The organism is Microcoleus sp. A2-C3 (assembly GCF_036706065.1).
Taxonomy (GTDB): Bacteria; Cyanobacteriota; Cyanobacteriia; order Cyanobacteriales; family Microcoleaceae; genus Microcoleus.
This window is the reverse complement of record NZ_JAUBVX010000001.1, coordinates 1-25,601: the sequence shown is the minus strand read 5'-3', so window position 1 is coordinate 25,601 and position 25,601 is coordinate 1. Positions and strand designations below refer to the sequence as shown.

Here is a 25,601-nt window from a genome sequence, read left to right as displayed (position 1 = left end):
ACAGGATCGATCGGTAATTACGGGCCTGCCGGCCGTTTGGGAAAATATGCAGAACATAAATTCCGTGCGATCGCGGATGGCAGCATCGCAGAAATAGGCGAGACTAATATGTAGGTTGATAAAGATCGGCGAAACAAACCAGGTCACTACCAATTTCCGATGATCTGACTCCAGCGGTTTGAAACTCCGAATCTAATGTTTATATGTACCCACATACTTATCAAGAAAATTACCTCGGCTTATGCCGATCGAGATATCGACACACTCAGCAACGACCGCACGGGCGATCGACTGTTTGCTAATTAAGGAGAGATTTAATTGAGGATGTGGAGCGTGCTGAGGGCAACTGGCTAGAGTGCAACGCTCATTAGCGGATGTAGGGGCGATCGCAATCAACGATTAAATTTGACTGAATGTGCGATCGATCAGATCAACTCCCGCTCAATAATTCTCATAACCTTTGTAGTAACTACGGCATTTCCCAAAGTACGCGCGGCAGCACAAAAACAACTTAATTGCGATCGATTAACCAACATTTAATATCAGATTAGACGGCGGTTAAAACCGCGTCTATAAAAACGCTTTAGCCTTCGGGAAGGGTATTTCACCTCCGTGGGGTAAAGAAAATAAGGTAATTTAAACCGCCCGATATTCAACCTTTCTGAAATCGGGTTTTGTTTGTATAGATACTATTTCAACCGCCCATTTTTATGACAAAATTCGGCTAGTAGAAGCTAAATTTATTTAAATGTTCCCGATAATTTTTGTTATTTACTCCCCAGTGATTGCAGTCAAAAATCCCAGTTCCTACAAGCGCTCAAAAGTAAATCCGGATCAAAAGATGTTCAAAAAAAACTTTTCAATATTGCACTAAACCAAAAATTTGTGTTAATATGTAATCAAACAAGACTGATAAGATTACTCTAGGGCTGTATCTACCAATAACGCCCATAATGGAGTATCAAATATGAGTTCTACGTTCGCTCAAGTTAACTCACAACTTTCTTTAGAAAAACTGCCACCCCGTTCCTTAGTCTTCATTGATTCTGGTGTGGAAGATTACGAGTCAATTGCCGCAGGAGTGCTGCCAGGACAGCAGGTGGTAATACTCGATCGCACTAAAAATGGCATCGAAGAAATTACCTCTGAAATTGGAAAATATGCCTCTAGTAATGGGGCGATCGATTCGGTTCACATTATTTCTCACGGGAGTTCTGGCAGCGTACAACTGGGTAATACCGCTCTGGGTTCAGATAACATCGAGCAATATAAAAGCCAGTTGGAAAAGTGGCAAACTTCACTCGCCCCACAAGCAGACATCATGCTGTACGGCTGCGATGTAGCAGCAGGTACAGGTGCTAATTTCGTTAACAAATTCAGTGAATTTACTGGAGCTGACGTTGCCGCGTCTACCAATATCACCGGCAAAGACGGCGACTGGAACTTAGAATTTGCTAAGGGTCAAATAGAATCTCCTTTAGCCTTACAGTCTTCGGCAATGGCAAATTACCAAGGTGATTTAGCTACTATCGTTGTAGCCAACAATAGCGATAGCGGAGCAGGTTCGTTAAGGGCTGCGATCGCCTCCGCTGTAGCTGGTGATACAATTACCTTCGCTCCCGGTTTGGCTGGTCAAACCATCACCCTCACCAGCGGTCAACTCGATATTCCTGCTGGCAAAAATATCACCATTGACGGCACGGCCGCCGCGGGTTTAACCATCAGCGGTAATAACGCATCCCGCGCCTTTTTTGTCAATGCAAACGTTGTGACTGCCACGAATTTTGCCGTCAAAAATCTCTCTATTGTCAACGGTAAAACGACTGGGACAGGTGGCGCGATCGGCACAACCGACGAAGTAAGCCTCACAGTAGACAACGTTCAGTTCAATAACAACGTTGCCGATCAAGGTGGTGGCGCAATTTTCGGTAATTTCAACAATACCCTGGCAGTATCGAACAGTAAATTTAACGGCAACATCGCCACCGCAGGTAATGACGAACGCGGTGCAGGTGCGATCGGCTTTTTGAGCTCCAAAACTTTTACTGTCACCAACAGCGACTTCACCAACAACAAAGGAATTAATGGTGGAGCAATTAACAGCCTTCAAGGCAAGTTAACAATTGAAAACTCCCGATTCATCGGCAACGACACCACCGCAGCCGTTTACGCAACAGGCCAAGATAATCCCTTTTTAAGGGGTTTTGGTGGCGCAGTTTACACAGACAGAGCTAGTTCTACAACTGAAGCTTCCGGCACAATTCGGATTAGTGGCAGCGTATTTCAAGACAATAAAGGTCGGGGCGAAGGAGGAGCAGCTTATCTGTTCACCGGCAGCCAAGACAAGGTAATTTTGGAAAATAGCACCTTCCAAAATAACGAAATTCTGGCGCTACCCAACGGTGGAGGTTCTGGAAACGGTGGTGCGGTAACGAATTTGAGCGACAGCACCAACCAGGGATTGACCATTACCAACACCACCTTTGCTGGCAACAAAGCCAACAATCAAGGTGGTGGTCTGTGGACAAGCAATGCCCCTGCTACGATTACTAACAGTACGTTTTCTGGCAACTCCACGGTGTTTGCTGCTGGTGATTTCAACAAACTCGGCGGTGCAATGACTCTTGGTGCACCTACAACTATTGTCAACACGACGATCGCCGATAATAGCGCCGGCTGGGTTGGTGGAGGTATCTTCGCCGATGCCAATAATGTCACCCTCAAAAACACGATTTTTTCCAACAATACAGCGGCTAACGGAGGAAACCCTTGGGGAATTCAGCAACACGTCACTGCCCAATACGCCGATCAAGGAGGGAATTTTCAATGGCCTGCAAAAAACCCCAATGACGGCAGCGATGTCAATGCTACGGCAAGTGTGACGATCGCAGACGCCAAACTCGGCCCTCTGCAAAATATCAACGGCGCTTTCGTCAGGCCTCTGCTGCTCGGAAGTCCGGCAATTGATAAAGGGGTTGCAAGTGGTGCGCCTGCTGCGGATCAGCGTGGTGTGACTCGCCCTCAAGATGGCGATACCATTCCAGGTGCGATCGTTGACAGTGGCTCTTTTGAATACAGCAGTGCAGTCGTACCCACACCGACTCCGGCGCCGACTCCAACGCCCGCGCCAACTCCAACTCCCACACCGACTCCGGCGCCAACTCCCACACCCGCGCCAACTCCCACTCCCACACCGACTCCGGCGCCGACTCCCACACCCGCGCCAACTCCCACTCCCACACCAACTCCGGCGCCGACTCCAACGCCCGCGCCAACTCCCACTCCCACACCGACTCCGGCGCCAACTCCCACACCCGCGCCGACTCCAACTCCGACTCCAACACCCGCGCCAACTCCCACACCAGCGCCGACTCCAACTCCGACTCCAACACCCGCGCCAACTCCCACACCCGCGCCGACTCCAACTCCGGCTGGGGATGGTTCCCCGCTGGATGGTCTCAACCCCCCGCAACTCGACCCTGCTACGATCGCCCCCAACCCCGCCCAACAAACTCTCAACGGCGGTAACACAGACGATTTCATCATGGGCGGTGGCATCAACGAGTCGATTAACGGACTTGCCGGTAACGACACTCTCTACGGCATGGGCGGCAATGACAACATTGATGGTGGTGCGGATAATGACTTGCTCTTCGGCAATAATGGCAACGATTTTATCCAAGGTGGCGCTGGCAACGATACCGTCAGTGGCGGCAAAGATAATGACACTATTGTTGGCGGGGATGGCAACGACTCGTTAATGGGAGATCTCGGCAAAGATACTGTTGCCGGCGGTATGGGCAACGACACTATTTTTGGCGGCAAAGATGACGATATCTTGCTCGGTGAAGATGGGGACGACTACCTTTTGGGTAACTTAGGAAATGACACAATTAGTGCTGGAAACGGCAACGATCTTGTGTTCGGCAATGAAGGTGCAGACCTGATTTTTGGTGAGGCGGAAAATGACACTCTTTACGGTGGCAAAGACAACGACAGTCTCGCTGGCGGTGAGGGCAACGACTTGCTATTCGGTAACAATGAAAACGATGTGCTTGCGGGCAACGTCGGTAATGATACGCTTTACGGCGGTAAGGGTAACGATCTCCTCATTGGCGGTGCTGGTTCCGATTTCCTTTCCGGCGATGTAGGAGATGATACTTTGACTGGCGGTTCGGGAAGTGATGTGTTTTTCCTAACTAAAAGTGTGGGTAGCGACATCATTACTGATTTCCGCAAGGGCGAGGATTTAATTGGATTGGCTCCCGGTTTGAGTTTCAATCAACTCAGTATTACGTCTAGCAACAATCAAACTTTGATTAGCGTCACTGGGACTAATCAATTGTTAGCGAAACTGAACGGTTTACCCGGTACTCTCGCTGCTAGCGATTTCACTCAGGTAACAATCTAATTGCCTCTGGTAGGGTGTGAACGCGCACCTTACTACTGGCACGACATCTGTTAGTTTTTGTAGGTGCGTCAGGGCTGAATGTTTTGACGAAAGACCAAGGATTTTCTCCCTGACGCACCCTACTGTTAGTTACCTAAATTTCGGATTTTTTGGAACTTTTTGCGATCGCGCTTTCCAGGTGAGATTGACCGAGCAGGAGTGCAGATTTTATGGTTCTAGGTAAGACGAATGTATGCAGCGCTAAATCAATCCTCAGTAATTCGGAACCGCAGCATCTCTTTTCAGGATTGACATTACATCCTCTACGGTTAATTGAAATAACAGCAATTGCCACCTACCAGAATTTGAATTTTGATGCACTTCACGAATTTAAATCATCGAGGAAAACCTGGTTTTCTTCTTAATTGAAATCCCCCGATTTATCGCGGAGGTTTTAATTCGACCGAGTGAAGGCAGCATCAGAGATCCTTCTGCCTTGAAGGTGAATCTACCAGCAAATAGTAAACACGATCATAGGGTATGCAAAATGAACTCAACTTTTACCAGTATTGATTCACAGTCTGTTCTCGGCAAGTCTCGTTCTAAATCTCTTGTCTTCATTGACTCGGACTTAGATGACTATCAAACCCTGGCGGGGGGCGTGATCGGGAATGCTGAGACAATCATTTTAGATAAAAATAGCAACGGAGTCGAGCAAATTACTGCGAAACTGCAAACAATTGCTGCTGCGGGGGGAACTGTAGACCAAATTCACATTTTTTCTCACGGGAATTCTGGCAGTTTGCAGCTAGGTTCGGCGACGTTGAATTCCGATAATTTGCCGCAGTATGAAAGCCAGTTGCAAGGGTGGCGCACTGCACTGAGCGACCAAGCTGATATCATGCTTTATGGTTGCGATGTGGCTGCGGGTGATGGAAGCGATTTTGTCGATCGCCTTTCGGAGTTAACCGGGGCTGATATGGCGGCATCTAGCGATCGCACTGGCCGCGGTGGTAACTGGAATTTGGAGTTTACCAAGGGTGATATTGAAGCACCGCTAGCGTTGACTCCAGAAGCAATGGCAAATTACCAAGGGACTTTAGCGACTGTTACCGTTACCAACAATAATGATAGCGGGCCCGGTTCCTTGAGAAGTGCGATCGCCTCCGCAGCAGCCGGCGACACCATTCAATTTGCCTCCACTCTTGCCAATCAAACAATTACTCTGACTTCCGGTCAACTTGTCATCAACAAAAACTTGACAATTGATGCAATTAGTGCTAGTAATTTAACCATCAGTGGCAACAACACTTCGCGGGTAATCCTCACCGAAGGTTCAACAAATGTTACTCTAAAAAACCTGATTGTTGCCAATGGCAAAGTTTCGGGAACCGATCCCAATAACGAGACAACTAGCAGCGGCGGCGGCATTCAAACTGGCGGTAACAGCACTTTAACTTTAGAAAATTGCCAAGTCAACAATAATGTTGCCGGTTTCGGCGGCGGAATTTACACGGGTTTTCGCAGCACCACAACAGTAATTAACAGCAAGTTTAGTGGCAATGACGGTTCTTTGGCTAGCAATACCGAACGCGGCGGCGGGGCGATCGCTACTAAAAGCGGCGGTGTTCTGAGTATCAGAGATAGCGAATTTACCAACAACAAAGGCAGCTACGGCGGGGCTGTGAATAACCTGTTGGGCAGCATGACGATCGAAAACTCTAAATTCACTGGCAACCGCACAGATAAAGGCCCTGGCGGGGCGGTTTACGTCGATGGCGCTAATGCTTCGGGCCCCAATGCAACTCCGGGGCCTGTTGCTGGCAATATTATCATCCGAGGCAGCACTTTTGACGGCAATATCGGGACAGGAGAAGGAGGTGGAGCCTTTTTGTTTGGTTACAACCAAGACAAAGTAGTTTTGGAAAATAGCACTTTTGTTAACAACAAGGCTATCAAAAATGCAGCAGGTCAAGGAGGTTCCGGCGGCGGAGTCCGCCACGGAAATGTTGATTTGACAGTAACAAATACCACTTTTGCCAACAACACAGCGGATGATAACGGCGGCGGCTTGTGGATAGGAGAAGATGGAAATGTCAGCATTGTAAACAGTACGTTTTCCGGCAACACCGCTGCTAAACAGGGCGGGGGAATAGTTGTCGGCAACAGAGATTCCTTTTCCACTAACATTGTCAACTCGACTTTAGCCAAGAACACTGCTGGAGAGTATTCTGGCGGTATTGCGACTTTTGGAAATCAGCCAATTACTGTCAAGAATTCGATTTTTGATAGCAATACGGCTGGCAATCCTTTTAAAGTTAAATACCAAACTGGAAGGGCACTAATTGACGGGGGAAATAATCTGCAATTTCCTGCTAAACTGACGACGGGCGATCCTAATGACAATAATGCGACGGCAAGTATTACGATCGCAGATCCGAAACTTGGCGCTTTGCAAAATATTAACGGGGCTTTCGTGCTGCCGCTGCTAGCAGGAAGTCCCGCCATTGACACAGGTACTGGTGCAGGCGCGCCAGCTAAGGATCAGCGCGGTGTGACTCGTCCGGCTGATGGTGATGGTAACGGAAGTGCGATCGTCGATATCGGCGCTTTTGAATTCACAACTACAGTCACGCCGACACCGACTCCCACACCAACTCCGACTCCAACTCCAACTCCAACTCCAACTCCAACTCCAACTCCAACTCCAACACCTGCACCGACTCCGACTCCGATACCTGCACCGACTCCGACTCCGATACCTGTACCAACTCCGACACCCACACCCGACAAAGATGATTGCCTGCTAGATGACCTGACCGCCCCAGATTTCGACTCTGCTGCCATCACCCCCAACCCCGTCCAACAAACTATCAACGGCGGCGACACTACCGATTTCATCATGGGCGGTAACATCAACGACTCAATTAACGGACAAGCCGGCAACGATACTCTCTACGGCATGGGCGGCAATGACAACATTCAAGGCGGTGCAGATAACGACTCAATCTTCGGCAATGAAGGCAGCGATTTCATCTCTGGCGACGCTGGCAACGATACCATCTACGGCGGCAAAGACAATGACACTGTTGTTGGCGGAGATGGCGACGACTTTTTGAGGGGAGATATCGGCAAAGATACTGTTGCTGGTGGCGTTGGCAACGATACCATTTTTGGCGGCAAAGATGACGATATTTTGCTGGGTGAAGATGGCGACGACTACATTTTAGGCAACTTGGGAAATGACACAATTAATGCTGGGAATGGCAACGATATTGTGTTTGGCAATGAAGGTACAGACCTGATTTTTGGCGGGTCGGGAAATGATACGCTTTACGGAGGCAAAGAAAACGACAGTCTCGATGGCGGCGAGGGCAATGATTTGCTGTTCGGCAACAATGAGAATGATGTACTCTGCGGCGACATTGGTAACGATACGCTTTACGGCGGCAAAGGTAATGATATTCTCAGCGGTGGCAGCGGTTCCGATTTCCTTTCCGGGGATGTTGGGGACGATACATTGACTGGAGGTTCGGGAAATGATGTATTTCTGCTAAATCAAGGTTTGGGTAGCGATATCATTACTGATTTCCACAAGGGCGAGGATTTAATTGGGTTGAATCCCAGTTTGAGTTTCAATCAACTCAGTATTACGTCTAGCAACAATCAAACTTTGATTAGTGTGACTGGAACTAATCAATTGTTAGCTAAGCTTAACGGTGTAGCACCCGGTACTCTCACCGCTAGCGATTTCATTACTCTGTAGTGACCCCTTTTATGCTTCGGCGTATCATGCGGCGGTTTTATACCAATTTAACGTGAAGTTGCACATATCTCGATCCCCCTAAATCCCCCGAAAGCAAGGGAGACTTTGAGAGCATTCTTGTCCCCCCCTTATTAAGGGGGGCTAGGGGGGATCGAGATATGTGCAGCCTCATAAAAAATTGGTTTTAACCGCTTCGGGTGTGAAACTCGAAGGGGGAGCATCTCAGTTTTGCTTTTGTAGTGCTCCCGTCCCCGCATAGCACAGCTTCTTTAACCTGTGCTATGCGGGGACGGGAGCATCTCAGTTGCGCGAGCACAATAAGCGATCGCCCTTTTCCACCTCCGCATTCACCCGCAAATAATCCCCCACGCGATCGCACCCATAACTCCATAAATCCAGACTCAGAATTCGCTGCACATTCCACAGAATCAGCGTGTTATCCTCACTAACGGAAGCCACAAACGTCCCATCAGAACTATAAGCCACTCCCCTAATCGCCGCACTGTGACCTCTGAGAGTTGTTAATTCCGTACCGTCAAGTTTCCAAAGCTTTACTGTATTATCCACACTGCCAGAAGCAATCATTTGACCATCAGGACTAAACGCCACTCCCCATACCGCAGCTTGATGACCTTCAATAGTTCTTAACAACTTGCCATCAATAGTCCAAAGCTTAATCGTATTATCCCCACTGCCAGAAGCGACCATCTTACCGTCAGGGCTAAATGCCACTCTCCATACCGCAGCTTGATGACCTCGGAAAGTTCTCGCTAACGTACCATCAAGCTTCCATAACTTTACAGTACCATCTCCCCCTGCGGAGGCAATTAATTGACCGTCGGGGCTAAATACTACCTGCCAAATAGGAGTATGATGTCCTATGAGGGTGATAGGGGCGCATCTATTGGTGTTGCCTAGAGATTTGGCGGCGGATGTTTCCCCCCTACAAATGCTGTTATGCCGCCAAAGCTTAATCGTATTATCTTGACTTGCGGATGCGATCGTGCGATCGTCAGGACTGAAAGCTAATCCAGTCAGTCTAGCGCTATGACCTACAAAACTTTCCCGCAAAACGCCTTTACGATCCCAGATATTCACAATATTATCGTTTTTCGCAAAAGCAATTAACTGATTGTCGTGACTCAGAGCAACTGCATAAATCGCAGCATCTTGTTCGCTCAAAGTTGCTACCAATTTACCTTGCCGACTCCAAATTTTAGTCGTGCCATCCTCGCTACCTGTGGCAATTGTAGAACTATCAGCACTAATATCTAAAGCCCAAATCCCAGCTTTATGTGCAGTAATCATCTTACGCAATGGATTTTGACTTCGCCATAATATGACGCTATTTTCTGCACCCGCCGAAGCAATAAAGCTGCCGTCAGGACTCCAAGCTATCCCCCAAATCCCAGCACTATGACCTCTAAATGTCATCAATTCTGTGCCGTCAATATTCCAAACTTTTACCGTTTTATCTCGACTTGCTGAGGCGATAATTTGACCGTCTGGACTAAACACAACGGCTGATATTACAGCAGTATGACCCTGAAAAGTTCTTAGCAAAGTGCCGTTTTTATTCCAAAGTTTTATCGTTTTGTCTCCACTGGCAGAGGCAATAGTTTGACCATCGGGACTAAACGCTACTGAGGATACCACAGCAGTATGACCCTGAAGAGTTCTTAGCAAAGTGCCGTTTTTGTGCCAAAGTTTTACCGTTTTGTCTCCACTGGCAGAGGCAATCGTTTCACCATCGGGACTAAATGCTACTGAGGATACCCCAGCAGTATGACCTTGGAGAGTTTTCAGCAAACTTCCGTCTTTTTGCCAAAGTTTTACAGTTGTGTCCACACTAGCAGAGGCAATAGTTTGACCATCGGGGCTAAATGCTACTAGCCAAATGCCAGCACTGTGACCCTGAAAAGTTTTTAACAACGTGCCGTCTTGTTGCCATAATTTCACAGTACCATCATCACTTCCAGAAGCAATTAACTGACCATCAGGGCTAAATTTAACCGATCTCACGATCGCCTGATGACCTTTGAGGGTTGCCACTTCTGTACCATCCCTCCCCCACAGTTTGATAGTTTTATCTACACTTCCAGAGGCAATTAGCTTACTGTCAGGACTAATATCGACAGTCATCACCGCCGCTTTATGTCCCGATAAACGGTTGTATTCATCGCCTTCATAAACTGCTTGCCGCAATACATTGATAACTTGATGTTCAATATTTGTGTCTGTATTGCCTAACTTTTGCAGTCTGCGTTTAGCTTTAATCGCTTCTATTAGTGCATCCAATCGGCGATTAGAGGCAAACAGTCCCTCAGAAGAAGAAACCAGCGCTTGAATTTCGCTAATTCTTGCTTCGCGTTCGCTAATAGCTGCACGTCGGTATTGAAAATAACTTGTTACTCCTAAACCACAGGCAAGCAGCAGTGCAATACTAACTGCAAATAGTAATCTTCTCTGTCGTTTGGCTGCTGTTTTCTCTTGAATTAATCGCTTATGTTCCTCTATTAGTCGTGCTTCAACTTCTTTAGTGCGTTCTGCTTCTAAAGCTTGTTGAACTTCTCGCCTGTCTAGTTCGGCACTAGCAGCTAAAAATTGATAGTCTAGGTTGCTCAAGCTTTTTTCTTGCGCCCAGATTTGGGCATCTTTTAAAGCTTGCCCGCGCAATAGCCGCGAATAATCTGTTTGTTGTGAAGCAATCCAAGCATCGAAGGTTTGCGAGTAAGGGCGCAGTTGCCATAATTGTTTCTCTACCCATTCAAGGTTAAAAACTTCAGCATAAATCCTGTTTTTTACCTGCAAATAACCATTCTCTTTAACTACTAATCCTGATAATAATAGTTCGATTTGTTCTGGAGAATCATCGGTTAAAATACCTCCTAGTACCATTGAAAATGATTCTGATTCCAAAATTTGTTGGTAGATACCGAGTAATCTACCAGCACGCTGTTCGTTACGAAGGATGCGATCGCGTATTGTTTTTAAATGCTCTGGTTCATCTTGGGATTCCCACTTAGTAACAATATTTTTTTGCACTAAATTATCCACCCAAAATGCCTCCGTTCCTGGTGGAATATTTACTAAGCCTCGCGCCGCTTCCCGGCTGGCTCTATAAGCTAAATTACACAGCTTTTGCGTTAAAAATGGCTGTCCTGAAGTCCAAAACAATATCTGTTTGATAACTGTTTGAGGATTACTCACTCTACTTACCAATCCCTCTACTAATGGCTGGGCTTCGTGCAGTTCAAAACCCCGCAAATCTATAGCACGACCAATATTAAAAGGTGTCCGTTTTTTATCAGCAATTAAATCGCTCGGTGTCGCTACGCCAAAGATTGCAAAACAAATGCGATTATATTCTGGATTAATCGCTCGTTGATTGTAGCAAAACCGGATTAAGGCAAAAAAATCATCAACGGAGAAATCTAGACCGAGAATACTGTCAATTTCATCAATAAATATAAAAATTCTATCTTGAGGAAATTTGACGAGTAGGATATCTTCAATAAAATTACTCAATCTCTGAAGCAGGGAGATATCTTCTTCGTCGCGCCACCAGGTTTTTAAGTTCATCTTTCCTAAGAGATTGAAGCTGCGCCAAAGTTCCCCAACTATGCCTTTATACCATTGTAAAGGGGTAATATTTTCGCTGCCAATGCGGGTCATGTCAATGGTGCTGCATTGGCAGCCTTCTGCTTGTAATCGGTGTTGGGTGCGGACTAATAGGGAAGATTTTCCCATTTGTCGCGAGTTGAGGACGTAACAAAACTCGCCGTTTTTTAAGGCTTGATAGAGTTCGGAATCTGCTTGTCTTACCACATAAGTAGGTGCATCATTGGCGAGACTGCCGCCAATTTGGTATGTAATTTTGGTCATGCCGTTTATAGGTTGGTTTAAAGGTGAGTATGTAATGAATCTATTGAGAGGTGAGGATGTGGTGCGATCGCTTGATTCTAATATAACTTACACAAATAAACTCTAAAACCTCGATTTAAATAAAATTGTGGGAACCAAAATACAGGCGATACAACTCGCAGCTCAGCATACAGCGGTTGTTATCGATATTAATCAGACCCATACTAACTAATTTAGAAGCTACTATCGGATCTAATTCCACGCCACGCTCAGATTTTACGACTTGTTTAAGTGCAATTGCGAGTTCGGGATCTTCTTGCAATGTCACCCAAAAACTCCGCAAGTAATCTTTATAAATTCCTCCTATTGTGGGAGCTTCTTGTAGAAGCTGATCTAGCGTTATAGCCTTTTGACAGAGGTGGTAAAAAGCGAGCCGTACCAGATAAGGATGTCCCCCCACCATTGCCATCAGTCGCTTGGCATCGGGGCTATCTGTCCAATCCAGTCCGTAACGCTGCGCTAAAGCAAGTATCTGCTCTTCTGTAAAATAGGGCAATTGCAGCGGCAAACCGACATTAAAAGGCGATTCAGTGAGCTTTAAAGGAATATAAATTTCTGTGGAATGAAGGACGATTAACCGCAGTTTTCCCAAAGTTTCAGTCCGCTTTGCTTCTTCATGCCAGCTTCGCAGCAGTGGCAAAAATTCTCTAGCAATTTTGGGATACTCAAAAATTCTATTGACTTCATTTAAAGCTAAAACCAGAGGGCTATTAATTTCCGTTAATATATATTGTTGCAAATAAATGGTACAGCTTACTTTGCTACCCATATCTTCATCCCAATAATCATCTAATAGAGGTGGCAATTCTAGGTGACGGCTGATGTTCGCACAAAACCACCGTAAAAATTTATCTAGGTTGTCTAAAACAGCTTCCTCGGCTTGCTGAAAATCCAAACTTACAGTTCGGCAGCCAAGAGAATTAGCGCGATCTAAAATCCGTAGCAGGAGGGAACTTTTACCCATCTTCCTGGGAGCTTTAATCCGCAGAACACTTCCAGGTTTGGCAATTTCTTGATACGCGAGTTTTTGAATTAGCGGGTGAGGAATATAAAATGGCGAACCGAGGGGTACGGGAGAGCCGGGATATTCTAAAGGTGTTACTAGGCATTGGCTGCGGGTGAATTCTTCAATTAATTTTTGTTCCTTCGCAGTCAAGGAACGCGATTCTAGAGAGGAGCGAAAATTTGATTTACTAATAGGTGTCTGCAAGATTTCAGAGAGAAATTGCCACAAACCGGAGGCGATGTTTCTCAGGTAATGCTCTCCGTAATGAGAGGCAGATGCGATGCTTGTATAAGTCTTTCCTTCCCAAACTTGGCGGAGTATGATTTCTTGTACGGGATGTAAATCTTTTTGCGATCGGGCACGAGTTAGCTGTATTACCTCATCTATCGTCATAATTTGCAATTATAAGTAAGTATATCGTTGATATTATCACTTATGATTGACTGTAAAGCCGATCGCCTATTGGATTGCGACGCCAGCCTGTACCTACATTTCTCAGGGAATAACAGGTCAAATCCGTTAAATCTCACCGCGGCGCACCAATATCAATAAAGGATTTACTGGTCACTGAGCGCCCAAAGGCGTGTCAACTTAAGTATGAAACCTGAGACATCTCGCTTTTATCCTCTGGCGAGATCTCCCTAAATCCCCCTTAAGAAGGGGGACTTTGATAACTTCCGGTTCCCCCCTTCTTAAGGGGGGCTAGGGGGGATCTAGACTTAAGTTGACACCTATGCTGAGCGCCATAACCCAATTTCAAGAGGCGTTGGCTGAGTTCCCTTTCAGGTAGCAGTGCTCAGTTTTTCAAAGCGAATTCGCCAAAATGTCATGCAGGTGTCACATTTGGTCGTAAAGCAACAATTAAAAATGTGACAGTTGACCTTGCTAAAGCTTAGTGGATTGATGTTAATTTAATTAAAGGTAGTTTCAGATCGCTGTATCTACTCATCACAAGTGTTAAGTTTAAAAGCCTAATTCTTCTTTTTGTGCCAGCAGGTTTGACACTCCTCCTGTAATCCCTATACAAAATATTAGCAAAAAACCGAGTTAATTAGATGAAAATGGTTCATAAAATGTTCCCAAATTATTTTATTCCTCACGGTCATTGCTACTTGTGGAAGCCTGGATTAGTGGGGCTGCACATTTTGTCCGATGCTTTGATTGCCACCGCTTATTTTTTGATACCCATCACGCTGATTTATATTGTCAAGAAGCGGAAAGACGTGCCTTTTGACTGGATTTTCATGTTGTTTGGCTCTTTTATTGTCTGCTGCGGCATTACCCATATTATGGAAATATGGACGCTGTGGCATCCTAATTATTGGTTCTCTGGTTTTCTGAAAGGGATTACGGCGCTGATTTCGCTATGTACAGCAGCAGTCCTGGTGGGACTAATCCCAAAAATCTTGGCTATCCCCAGTCCCGATCAATTGGCGGCGGCAAATTTGGCTTTACAAAATGAGGTTGGCGATCGCAAACAAGCTCAGGAAGCACTCTCAGAATTAATGCTGGAATTGGAAAAACGGGTTCTGGAGAGGACGCTGGCTTTAGAATCAACCAATGAACTTTTGCTACAAGAAAATCGCGATCGCTCCTTGGCTGAAAATTCATTGCGGCACTCGGAAGCTAAACTGCTCGAACAAACTCAGCAGCTAGAAAAGACTCTGCAACAACTCAAAGGCGCCCAAACTCAACTTGTGCAAACTGAAAAAATGTCCTCTTTGGGACAAATGGTAGCTGGCGTTGCTCACGAAATCAATAACCCTGTTAACTTCATTTATGGCAATCTGATTCCGGCGGAGGAATACATTAAAGATATTTTGGAATTGATTAAGGCTTATCAAGTTTATTACCCCACTCCTGCGCCGGAAATTGCAGACAAAATTCACACTATCGAACTCGATTTTATTTTAAAAGACTTGCAAAAACTTTTTGGTTCAATCAGAATTGGAGCAGAGCGAATTAGGGAAATTGTTAAATCTTTACGAACTTTTTCCCGGTTAGACGAAGCCGACATGAAAAAGGTAAATATTCATGAAGGACTCGATAGCACTTTAATGATTTTGCAGCACCGCTTGAAAGAACAACCAAACCGTCCGCCGATTCAAGTGATTAAAGAGTATGGAGATTTGCCACTATTGGAATGCTACGCTGGGCAGCTTAACCAAGTATTTATGAATATTTGTTCTAATGCTATTGATGCTTTAGAACAGATGGCACAGCAGGGAGATTTGACCAACGGCTATTGGGAAAATAATTTATCTGACAACTTACAAAATGCCCATTGCCCACTGCTAAAAATTCGCATCCGCACGCTTTTAGTTGATGGCAAGTGGGTGCAGATTCACATTGCTGATAATGGCACTGGCATAGATTATGATGCGATCGCTAAAATTTACGATCCATTTTATACAACGAAACCTATCGGTGCTGGTACCGGGCTGGGTTTGGCGATTTCTTATCAGATTATTCAAGCCCATGAAGGTTATTTGCGCTGCACTTCCGAGGTTGGGAGAGGTACTGAGTTTATCATTGAAATTCCTTGGCGATCGCAATTTGGCGAGCGCCACCTAGTGCAGAAGCAAGCTGTTATGAACAAGCTGGGTTGAGGCGTTAATAAATAATGCTGAATCCAGCTACATACAATTTTCGGTTTATTTTATTTTTTGCCTAACTTAGGCATCATCAAATCCATATTATCTGCCAATAACAAGTATTATGTGGGAATTACTCAAAAATATTTTTTCTCCAACTCAGTATATGCCGCACGGTCACTGCTATCTGTGGCAAACGCCTTTGGTGTGGCTGCACGTAACCGGCGACTTTTTAATCGCGCTCGCCTACTATTCAATTCCGGCGATGCTAATTTATTTTATTTTGAAGCGACGCGACGTTCCCTTCTCAGGAATATTTGCTTTATTTAGTACATTTATTGTTCTTTGCGGTACTGGTCACTTGATAGACATTTGGACGCTGTGGCATTCCGCTTATTGGCTGTCGGGGATTGAAAAAGGAATTACTGGCCTCGTTTCCTGCTACACTGCTGGAACGCTGTTCGGGCTAATCCCCCAGTTTTTATCATTAAAAACCCCTCAAGAATTAGAAGTAATTAATATCAAATTACAGCGGGAAATCGCCGTGCGCGAAGAGGCAGAATTAGCTCTGCGCTGCGCCTATGAAGATTTAGAACTTAAAGTGCAAGAGCGTACCGCACAGTTGACAGAAACCAATACTTGCTTAGCAATGGAAGCTCGCGAGCGCCAGCAAGCCGAGTTAAATTTGCGCTCTGTTACCGAACGCTTGCAATATTTATTGGCTACTACTCCAGCAGTTATTTTTAGCTGCAAATTAGGGGAAAATTATGACGTAACATTTGTCAGCGAAAACATTATTTCATTGATTGGCTACGAAGCGCAAGATTTTTTTGAAGGTTCCCTTGATTGGCGCAGCCTCGTTCACCCGGAAGATCGAAAAACTGTAGATACTGCATTCGCTCAGATATTGGAAAAAGAATGGATTTCCTACGAATACCGCGAACGGCACAAAGACGGTAGTTATCGCTGGATTTACGATGAAGTTAAGTTGGTCAAAGATGCTGCTGGCATACCTGTGGAGTGTGTTGGTTATGGAGTAGATATTACTGCTCGCAAACAGGCAGAAGCAGCTTTGCAGCAGCAACTAAAAAGGGAGCGACTGGTGAATTCCATTCAAGAGCGGATTCGCTCTTCTCTTAACCTAGAAGAAGTTATGACAATGGCTGTGGAAGAAGTGCGCCAGTTTTTGTCAACTGATAGGACAGTTATTTACCAATTCAACCCAGATTGGAGCGGATTTATAGCTGTCGAATCGGTAGCAGGGGGTGTGATGCCAATTCACGGAATTGACATTAATGACCCTTGTTTTCGGGAACGTTACGTTTCTGTTTACGAGCAGGGACACATTCGCGCGATCGATAATATTTATACGGCTGGTATTTCAGAGTGCCACATTAATTTACTCAGCCAGTTTGAAATTAAAGCTAACCTCGTGGTTCCCATTTTGCAAGGTGAAAAATTATGGGGGCTACTCATTGCTCATCACTGCCGCAGTCAAAGGCAGTGGCACTCTTCTGAGATAGAATCTCTCAAGCAAATTTCCGTACAGCTAGCGATCGCCATCCAGCAATGCACCCTGTTTGAACAAGCGAAAACTGAAATTACCGAGCGCAAGTTGGCAGAAGTAGCGCTGCAAAAAGCTGTTGTGGTTGCTGATGCTGCTAACCTCGCCAAAAGTGAATTTCTTTCTTCTATGAGCCACGAATTGCGTACTCCCTTGAATGCAATTCTGGGATTTAGTCAGGTGATGGTGCGCGATTCATCTCTCAACAATCAACACCAGCAACACCTAGAAATTATTAATCGCGCTGGGGAACATTTGCTGTCGCTAATTAATGACATTTTGGAAATGTCTAAAATTGAAGCAGGCAGAAGTCAGCTTAATGAAAGCAGTTTCAATTTAATCCGCTTACTAGAAACCTTGGAAGAGATGTTCCGCTTGAAAGCAAAATCTCAAAAATTGCAGCTAATTTTTGAAGTGGCTGATGGCGTACCGCAGTTTGTCAATGGAGATGAAGGCAAATTGCGCCAAGTTTTGATTAATTTATTAGGAAATGCGATCAAGTTTACAGAGACGGGTAGCGTTACCTTGCGAGTGAAAATGAAGGTAGAAGAAAGCTTGGCGGTTAAAACCGCAGAGTTTACGGGTACACAAACAAAACCCGCCGACGCGGGTTGCGATCAGTCCCCGCAGGCGGACTTTGATTGTGTAGACGCGAATTCCATTCGCCCGGTATTTTTACGCCTTCAGTTTGAAATTGAAGATACTGGGCTTGGCATTGCCGCAGAAGAAATGGATAAGTTATTTGCACCCTTTGAGCAAACAAAAACAGGTCAGCAATCTCAACAGGGGACTGGGTTAGGCTTACCAATTAGTCGCAAATTTGTAGAAATGATGGGAGGAGATATTACTGTAAACAGTATGATTGGGTTGGGCAGTAAATTTGCCTTTGATATTCAAATCAGCCTTGCCGCTCCTACCGATGTTAAAATGCTTAAACCACATAAAAAAGTAATTGGTTTAGAACCCAATCAACCAGAATATCGCATTTTGGTCGTTGACGATCGCGCCGATAATTGTCTAGTTATAGATAGATTATTGTCACCATTAGGCCTAGTCGTGCGAGAAGCTAGAAATGGTCAAGAGGCTGTTGCTATATGGGAGGATTGGCAGCCGCACCTGATTTGGATGGATATGCAAATGCCGGTGATGAATGGCTATGAAGCCACCACACACATTAAATCTCATCCTCTCGGAAAAGAAACGGTGATTGTTGCTCTCACTGCGAGCGCTTTTGAAGAGGATAGAAAAACTATTTTGGCAGCAGGTTGCAATGATTTCATGCGTAAACCTTTCGAGGCAAAAATATTATTTGCAAAAATAGAAGAACTTTTAGGAGTACGCTACATTTACGAGGAACCTGTTGATACAAAACTAGAAAATGAAAGCGAAATTAGCGGATTTTTTAGCAATCAATCTGTAGAATCACAACTCTGTCAAATGCCTCTTGAGTGGGTGGAGAAGATATATAATGCTGCTTATGAATGTTGCGATGATAAAATTTTTAGCTTGATAGAGGAAATGCCTAGAGAATTTGCTTCTGCCTCACAATATTTAACTAATTTAGCGCATAATTTCCTATTTGACGATATTATAGAGCTAGCTAAATCGGCAGTTACGGCACGTCAGTGTTAATATCTTTTATATTAAAAAAATACCGTGAGCGCTCACATGAACAGCAATCAATGTCCTATAATTTCCGCCAACATTCTAATAGTTGATGATAAGCCAGATAACGTGCGGCTTTTATCTACAATTTTGACCACACAAGGGTATCAGGTTCGTAAAGCGCTGAACGGACAAAGGGCGATCGCTACAGTGCAGGAGTTTCCGCCGACTCTAATTCTGCTGGACGTGATGATGCCAGAGATGAATGGATATGAGGTGTGTGCACAGTTGAAAGCTTCACCAAAAACCAGTTCCATTCCAGTGATTTTTTTAAGCGCCTTAGATGACGTTTTAGATAAGGTGAAAGCCTTTGATGTGGGAGCAGTTGACTATATTACTAAACCTTTTCAAGATAAAGAAGTATTGGCACGAGTGGCAAGTCAGTTGACAATTCAAAGTCAGCAAAAGCTACTTCAAGAGCAAACGAAGCAATTAGAAGGACTTGTCGAACGTTTGCAAAACGAAATTAAAGAGCGGCAGGGGGTTGAGCTAGCTTTACGGCTTGCTCAAAAAAAGTCGGATCATTTATTGCTGAATATTTTACCAGCAGCGATTGTTGAAAATTTGAAAAAGGGCGAGGGTTCTCCTGCTGAGAGGTTTGAGTCAGCAACAGTCCTCTTTGCTGATATTGTCGATTTTACGTCTCTTGCTGCGAGAATTTCACCCTTAGAATTAGTGGATTTTCTCAATAAGATTTTTTCCAAGTTTGACGAATTAACTGAAAAACACGGTTTGGAGAAAATTAAAACAATTGGAGATGCTTATATGGTAGCGGGGGGGTTGCCGGTGCCGAGGGCAGATCATGCTGAGGCGATCGCAAATATGGCTTTGGATATGCAGGAGGCGATCGCAGATTTTCAAACCGACACAGGCGAACCACTTCAAATTCGGATTGGGATTCATACAGGCCCAGTAGTTGCTGGCGTAATTGGCACTAAAAAATTTATCTATGACTTGTGGGGGGATACTGTTAATGTTGCTTCTCGGATGGAATGTCAAGGATTGCCGGGGTATATTCAAGTTACTGCGGCTGTTTACGAACAGTTAAAAGATGGATATTTATTTGAGGAACGGGGCGCAATTCTGCTTAAAGGGAAAGGAGATATGATCGCCTATTGGCTCAAGGCTAAAAAAGTTATTTCAAGCTAATTGGTAAGTTAGATCGGAAGGAAGAAGGAAGAAGAAAGAAGGAAGAAGGAAGAAAAAAATGCTATAAAATTAATGGTTTGGGTAATTAAAAAATGAAAATAATTTGCAGTTTTACCTGGGATTTTTCCCGGACTATCTCAATGCGATCGATAAACTCTCGAAAATAGAACCTGCGTTCCGATTCCGACAAGTCCAGCCAAAATTGGGGAAGAGAAACAGTTTGCGCTGTTTCTCGCAAATTCACTGGCGGCAGTTGCGCTAATTTGCTTTGGAGTTCTGCAATTTCTGTGCGGATTTTGTACGCTCTCAATTCTGCTGTTTCTGTGTCTAAAATGCCGCTTTCAATCATGGCGGGAAGTTGCTCTAAGATTTGTTGTTTCGAGCAGATAGCCCCGGCAATTCCTGCTTTAATTCCCTTCATCTCCGGCATTTGCAAGCCAGCAACAGCATTGGGCAAATCCCGACAAATTCCTGCTATGGTTGATTGCAATACTTCTTCGTAGGAAATGCCGCTGCATTTAGGCTGCTGGAGACAGTTAATCGGTCGCAAATAAAGGTATTCTTTTTCTTTGCGGTAGGCTGTGACTTTGGCAACTGTCATGGGCGATTTGCACTCGGCGCAAATTGCTAATCCTGCGAGGGAACGCGGGGCGCTGGCGCTGCGGGGAGCAAGGCTACGGTTGCGCCGCAGCAATCTGTCTATTTGGGCGGCTTCTTCTCTGGAAATTATCGGGACGTGGGTGTTAGAAATTACTTGGCCGTTTTGATATTCTAAATCGCCTCGGTAGGCGGGATTTGTCAGCCAGCGGCGGCCTGTGCTGACGGAGATTTTTTTGTTGTATTTCTTGGCTAAATGGCGCACGGAACCGCGCAGGGAACCGTAGATGAGGAAGTGTTCAAAAAAGTCTTTGACGGCGGGGGAGGCGGTTTTGTCGATCGCATATTTATCTTTGCCGCGCCGATAACCGTAGGGGGCTTTTCCGGGTGGGGGAAGGGATTTGATGCGGTTGCGGGCGTGTCCTTTGCGAATGCTGCGGCTTTGTTGGCTGCGCTGGACTTCTGCGAGGAGTTTGAGTAAGTTTGCTCTGTTTTCGCTTTGTTTTTCGTCTGTGACAATTAGTTGGATGCCGAGGGTTTCTAGTTGTTCTAGGTGCGCGCACACTTGCTGTACTGTGTCGCCGAGTTCTTCAAGGCGCTGAATTAATAGGTATTTGACTGGTTCTGTTTGGCAGTCTTTGAGGAGTTGCTGGAGTTGCTGACGCCCTCCTAAGTCTTGATAGGTGCGATCGACCTCTTGGCCCCAAATTTCGGCTGCTGGCGTGGATTCTAGCAGCGGTTCGCTGTATGAATAGGCGATGATTTTCATCTGTTACTCGCTGAGTTCGATGATGTTACCGTCGGGATCTTGGGTAAATAATGCCGATCGACCTGACGCACTCATTTGCACCGGGCAGTTGCTGGCTCTTAATTGTTGTTTTGCCTCCTCTAAGTTTGCCACAGAAAATGCCAGATGTCGGTTGCGTCCCAATTTTTGGGAATCTATGGCATCTGGTATAATTGTTGCTGCTAAAATTAGATGAAGTTGGAAGTCGCCGATTTGATACCAGATTCCAGGAAATTTTAATTCTCGATCGATTTTTTCCAGTCCTAAAACTTTGCTATAAAATTGTTCGGATTTTTCGATATTCGAGATAACTAGGGCGGCGTGGAGGGATTGAGTAATTTTCATGGTTGGCAAACAATTAATTTTTAATTATAACTGTAGAGCGACTCCGCCAAAAGCCCAGAGTTTTTGGTGATTTGATATACTTTCAGCAGATTCAACTATCGTATTTTGTCTTGTGCTGACGATGCTGAAGCAAGGTAAACAACCCGCTAGAAGTGATTTTAACAATGGTTTCTCAAAAACGGGCGATCGCCCCCAGTAGGCGCCAAATCGGTCTCAGTCGTGTCTTGGTGGTGCCGTTTGTGTTGCAAATTGTCGCTGCTGTTGGCTGGGTTGGCTATCTCTCTTACAGAAACGGACAGAAGACAGTCAACGATCTCGCCAGTCAGTTACAGCACTCCATCAGTGCCAGAGTTTACGATCGCGTCCAAAACTACATCGAAACTCCGCCGTTAGTCAATCAACTCAATCATGATGCTGTACCTCTGGGACTGTTGGATTTCGACGATTTGGAGCGATCTAGACCTTATCTCTGGAAGCAACTTTTGCGGTTTAGTGCGATCGGTCACGCGGGAATTGCCAACGAAAAAGGCGAGTACCTGCGAATGGGTTGGGTGAACCGACTGGATGTATCTGAGAAACCTCAGCTTGCTCAGCAACTGACTCCCGGAGGTGGAGACTTAATTTACTACAACCTTGATGCTGATGGAAATCCGACCGAAATTGAAAGGTCTCAGCCCAATTATGACGTTCGCATCCGCCCCTTTTACACCGTTGTTGTCGAAAAAAAACAGGCTGCTTGGAGCGATGTTTACATTAATTTAGCCTACGGTACGCTGCAAATGAATGCCAGTCAACCCTATTATAACCCTGAAGGCAAACTGATTGGCGTGCTGACTTGCAGGATCGGGCTAGATCAAATTCGCGGCTTCCTGCAAACCTTAAGCATTGGTAAATCCGGTCAAATATTTATCATTGAGCCGGACGGCAAATTAATCGCTAGCTCGCTGAAAAATCAGGCTCTGTCCCTCGGCAAAGGCCAAGACCAAAAGCGGATCAAAGCACAGGATGACAGCAACCCGCTGATGAGCAAAAGTGTAGTTTATTTACTCGATCGCTTCAAACGCTTAGACAATATTAAAGAAACTGTTCAACTTAATTTAAACCTCAACGGTCAGCGGCAATTTCTCCAAGTTTCTCCCCTAACTGACAAGTACGGTCTCAACTGGCTAATTGTAGTTGTAGTACCAGAATCCGACTTTATGAGCCAAATTTATGCCAATACTCGCAACACCATCTTGCTTTGTATTGCGGCTCTAATTGCCTCAATAGGACTCGGCTTTCTCAGCGCCAACAAGATTACTCGCCGGATTTTACAAATTGCTAAGGCTTCCGAAAATATCGCAGGTGGCGCTCTAAATCAGAATATTAATCATAGCAAAATTTTTGAATTTGAAACATTAGCTAATTCCTTCAATAGTATGGCACAACAACTAAAAGAATCCTTTGAAACTCTCGAATATAAAGTTACCGAACGCACCTCAGAACTCGCCACAGCTAATCAAGAAATTGCAGAACTCAACAAGCGGCTGAAAGCGGAAAATCGGCGCATGAGTTCCGAACTCGATCTAATCAAACAAATGCAGCAGTTAATTTTGCCCAAACCTGCTGAACTCGCAGCAATTAAAGATTTAGATATTGCCGGATTTATGGAAGCCGCCGATGAAGTTGGTGGCGATTACTACGACGTACTTTTTAATGACGGGGTGGTTACGCTTTGCATTGGCGATGTCACCGGACACGGACTAGAAAGTGGCATTTTGATGGTGATGACTCAATCGGTTGTCCGCACTCTTCACGAAATCCGAGAATCAGATCCGGTACGCTTTTTAGATACTCTCAACCGCACTATTTATCAAAATATTCAGCGCATGAACTCAGATAAGAATCTGACACTGGCTATCCTAAATTATGCCGATGGGAAAATCAGCATCAGCGGTCAGCATGAGGAAACTATTGTCGTCAGAAAAAGCGGTAAAATCGAGCGGATCGATACAATGGATTTAGGATTTCCCATCGGCTTAGATGAGGATATTTCAGCTTTGATTGGCCATATTTTAGTAGAGTTAGAGCCAGGGGACGGCGTGGTGCTTTACACTGACGGCATTCCCGAAGCCAGAAATATCCACAAAAAATTCTACGGTATCGAAAGACTCTGTGAAGTGGTTTCTCAAAACTGGCATTTGAGCGCCGAAGAAATTAAACAAGCTGCGATCGATGATTTGCGAGAATTTATTGGAGAACAAAAGGTATTTGATGACATTACTTTGCTAGTATTGAAGCAACAGGGAAATATTGTGCATAATTTATGATTGACAGTCATCAACCCGGTTTCTAACATCGCTGTTGAATTTAGTGGCGAAGCATCGAAGCAGAAGCCGGATTTTCAGATCCGCCCGTATAAATTATAGTAATGTACGAGCGAGTCAACCACCCACCACTAATCGGAGTACCGATATAGTGGGGGCTTGAAAGAGTTCGTCTGGAAAGTTTGACTAAGTATTATGGCGTATCTTTATTAATTTCAGGAAATGTGGTAAAACGTTTGAGTCAACCTGAAAAGTATCATATTCGTTTTTTGGATCGGGCAATTGTCAAAGGTAGACAAGAAGCCATTACTGTTTGTGAGGTGTTAGATGTTGAAGTAGAACCAGTGCGATCGCTCAAAATTCAAACTTTGCCTATTTTTGAGGAAGGACTCGAACAATATTGTCAGGAAAATTTTGCTAATGCCCAAGTTTATTTTGAACAGATAGTGGCGCTAAATCCCGCTGATGAACCCGGCAAAATTTACCTAAAACGTATCCAATCACTGTTAGAAAATAGTATTCCTGCTAACTGGAATGGTGTGTGAAAATTTACCCATAAATGATATTAATACATTAATTTAAAAGAGGTAGAAAAATAATGACATCTGGAAGTTTACAAACTATGACAGAAATTTTTGGAGAATTCATCGAACAATTTCCACCGGATCACGACTCCCTGGAACTTACATTTACGCCCAGTTCTCGCCCCATCAAGCAGCGCTGGCGCAACAATAGGGTATCTGCTCATTTTGTAGCAGATTATTTGTCTAGCTTTCTACCAGTGGATGAGCAGGATGCTAGCAGCGAGAAACGGATTAAACAAAGTAAGGGAGCCGTGAGTTACATTGCCAATGAACTATTAGAAAATGCGATCAAGTTTACTGATGATAGTTGCAATTATAAGGTAAAATTTGGGATACATTTTATAGGAGAAGCTGATGTTATTGCAGTAATTTTTGCAACTAACTATGTGCAGCAACCTGCGGCAAAAAAATTGCAGGAATTTATTGTAGAATTGCTTAATTCTGATTCTGATGAATTATATTTACAGCAGCTTGAAAAGAATGCTGAATCTGAAAGTGAAACATCGGGACTGGGATTGCTGACGATGATTAATGACTATTCAGCTAAGATCGGTTGGAAATTTGAGAGGATGTCTGATAGTTCCAATATGATCGCTATTACGACGATCGTTCAAATTAGTGTTTAGTTTTAACTTTTTCAATATTGACTTTGTTGTGCCACAATAATTCACTCAGGAAACTACAAGACAATGGACATTCAGGAAATCAAAGGTCAAGACTACAGTATTCAATACGATCCAATATCGGTGACAGTCTGTTTCCAAGGCGAACTCAGCTTAGATGGAGCGCCAGATTATAAGCCAATAGTTGATTTATTAGAGGAGGTCGCTAATCCCGAACCGCCTACTATAGCAATCCTAAATCATTATCTACACTTATTATGATATAATTATATGCAATGATTGATTGTGACAATAAAAAAAA

The 25,601-nt window shown here is 44.7% G+C and carries 13 protein-coding genes; 9 read left to right on the top strand and 4 right to left on the bottom strand.

Annotation, left to right across the window (positions count from 1 at the left end; all coding sequences use genetic code 11):
- The first annotated feature begins 967 nt into the window (after window positions 1-967).
- A complete protein-coding gene (locus QUB66_RS00065) occupies window positions 968-4,411 on the top strand; it encodes a DUF4347 domain-containing protein (protein ID WP_332965682.1) in 3,444 nt (1,147 codons plus the stop codon).
- A 526-nt stretch (window positions 4,412-4,937) separates the two neighbouring features.
- Window positions 4,938-8,156, top strand: a complete 3,219-nt coding sequence (locus QUB66_RS00060) for a DUF4347 domain-containing protein (RefSeq protein ID WP_332965680.1) — start codon at window positions 4,938-4,940, stop codon at window positions 8,154-8,156.
- 300 nt (window positions 8,157-8,456) lie between these two features.
- Here the strand turns inward: QUB66_RS00060 and QUB66_RS00055 are convergent, their stop codons facing one another.
- Both QUB66_RS00055 and QUB66_RS00050 read right to left on the bottom strand, forming a co-directional pair.
- Window positions 8,457-12,041: an AAA-like domain-containing protein gene (locus QUB66_RS00055; protein WP_332965679.1), complete on the bottom strand. Its 3,585-nt coding sequence runs from the start codon at window positions 12,039-12,041 to the stop codon at window positions 8,457-8,459.
- Between the two features lie 115 nt (window positions 12,042-12,156).
- A complete protein-coding gene (locus tag QUB66_RS00050) occupies window positions 12,157-13,479 on the bottom strand; it encodes an AAA-like domain-containing protein (RefSeq protein ID WP_265235763.1) in 1,323 nt (440 codons plus the stop codon).
- Between the two features lie 662 nt (window positions 13,480-14,141).
- On the opposite strand from QUB66_RS00050, the gene QUB66_RS00045 reads away from it, so the two are divergent.
- From QUB66_RS00045 to QUB66_RS00035, 3 genes are all read left to right on the top strand, one after another.
- Window positions 14,142-15,695, top strand: a complete 1,554-nt coding sequence (locus QUB66_RS00045) for a sensor histidine kinase (RefSeq protein ID WP_332965678.1) — start codon at window positions 14,142-14,144, stop codon at window positions 15,693-15,695.
- A 109-nt stretch (window positions 15,696-15,804) separates the two neighbouring features.
- Window positions 15,805-18,876 carry a response regulator gene (locus QUB66_RS00040; protein WP_332965676.1) on the top strand — a complete coding sequence of 1,024 codons (3,072 nt, stop codon included), beginning with the start codon at window positions 15,805-15,807 and terminating at the stop codon, window positions 18,874-18,876.
- Window positions 18,877-18,912: 36 nt separating this feature from the next.
- The gene (locus QUB66_RS00035; protein ID WP_332965674.1) at window positions 18,913-20,058 is read left to right on the top strand and encodes an adenylate/guanylate cyclase domain-containing protein; all 1,146 of its coding nucleotides are present in this window, start codon (window positions 18,913-18,915) and stop codon (window positions 20,056-20,058) included.
- Between the two features lie 85 nt (window positions 20,059-20,143).
- Here the strand turns inward: QUB66_RS00035 and QUB66_RS00030 are convergent, their stop codons facing one another.
- Both QUB66_RS00030 and QUB66_RS00025 read right to left on the bottom strand, forming a co-directional pair.
- Complete coding sequence (locus QUB66_RS00030; protein ID WP_332965673.1) at window positions 20,144-21,424, bottom strand: recombinase family protein; 1,281 nt, start codon at window positions 21,422-21,424, stop codon at window positions 20,144-20,146.
- A 3-nt stretch (window positions 21,425-21,427) separates the two neighbouring features.
- Entirely contained in the window at window positions 21,428-21,787 is a 360-nt protein-coding gene (locus QUB66_RS00025) for a VOC family protein (RefSeq protein WP_265235758.1), read from the bottom strand.
- 164 nt (window positions 21,788-21,951) lie between these two features.
- On the opposite strand from QUB66_RS00025, the gene QUB66_RS00020 reads away from it, so the two are divergent.
- The 4 genes from QUB66_RS00020 (at window position 21,952) to QUB66_RS00005 (ending at window position 25,561) form a co-directional block, all read left to right on the top strand.
- Complete coding sequence (locus QUB66_RS00020) at window positions 21,952-24,096, top strand: SpoIIE family protein phosphatase (protein WP_265235757.1); 2,145 nt, start codon at window positions 21,952-21,954, stop codon at window positions 24,094-24,096.
- A 179-nt stretch (window positions 24,097-24,275) separates the two neighbouring features.
- The gene (locus tag QUB66_RS00015) at window positions 24,276-24,638 is read left to right on the top strand and encodes a hypothetical protein (RefSeq protein ID WP_332965670.1); all 363 of its coding nucleotides are present in this window, start codon (window positions 24,276-24,278) and stop codon (window positions 24,636-24,638) included.
- Between the two features lie 77 nt (window positions 24,639-24,715).
- Window positions 24,716-25,303 carry a DUF6272 family protein gene (locus tag QUB66_RS00010; RefSeq protein WP_265235755.1) on the top strand — a complete coding sequence of 196 codons (588 nt, stop codon included), beginning with the start codon at window positions 24,716-24,718 and terminating at the stop codon, window positions 25,301-25,303.
- A gap of 63 nt (window positions 25,304-25,366) precedes the next feature.
- On the top strand, window positions 25,367-25,561 hold the full coding sequence (locus tag QUB66_RS00005) for a hypothetical protein (protein ID WP_332965668.1): 195 nt from the start codon (window positions 25,367-25,369) through the stop codon (window positions 25,559-25,561).
- The last annotated feature ends 40 nt before the right edge of the window (window positions 25,562-25,601 follow it).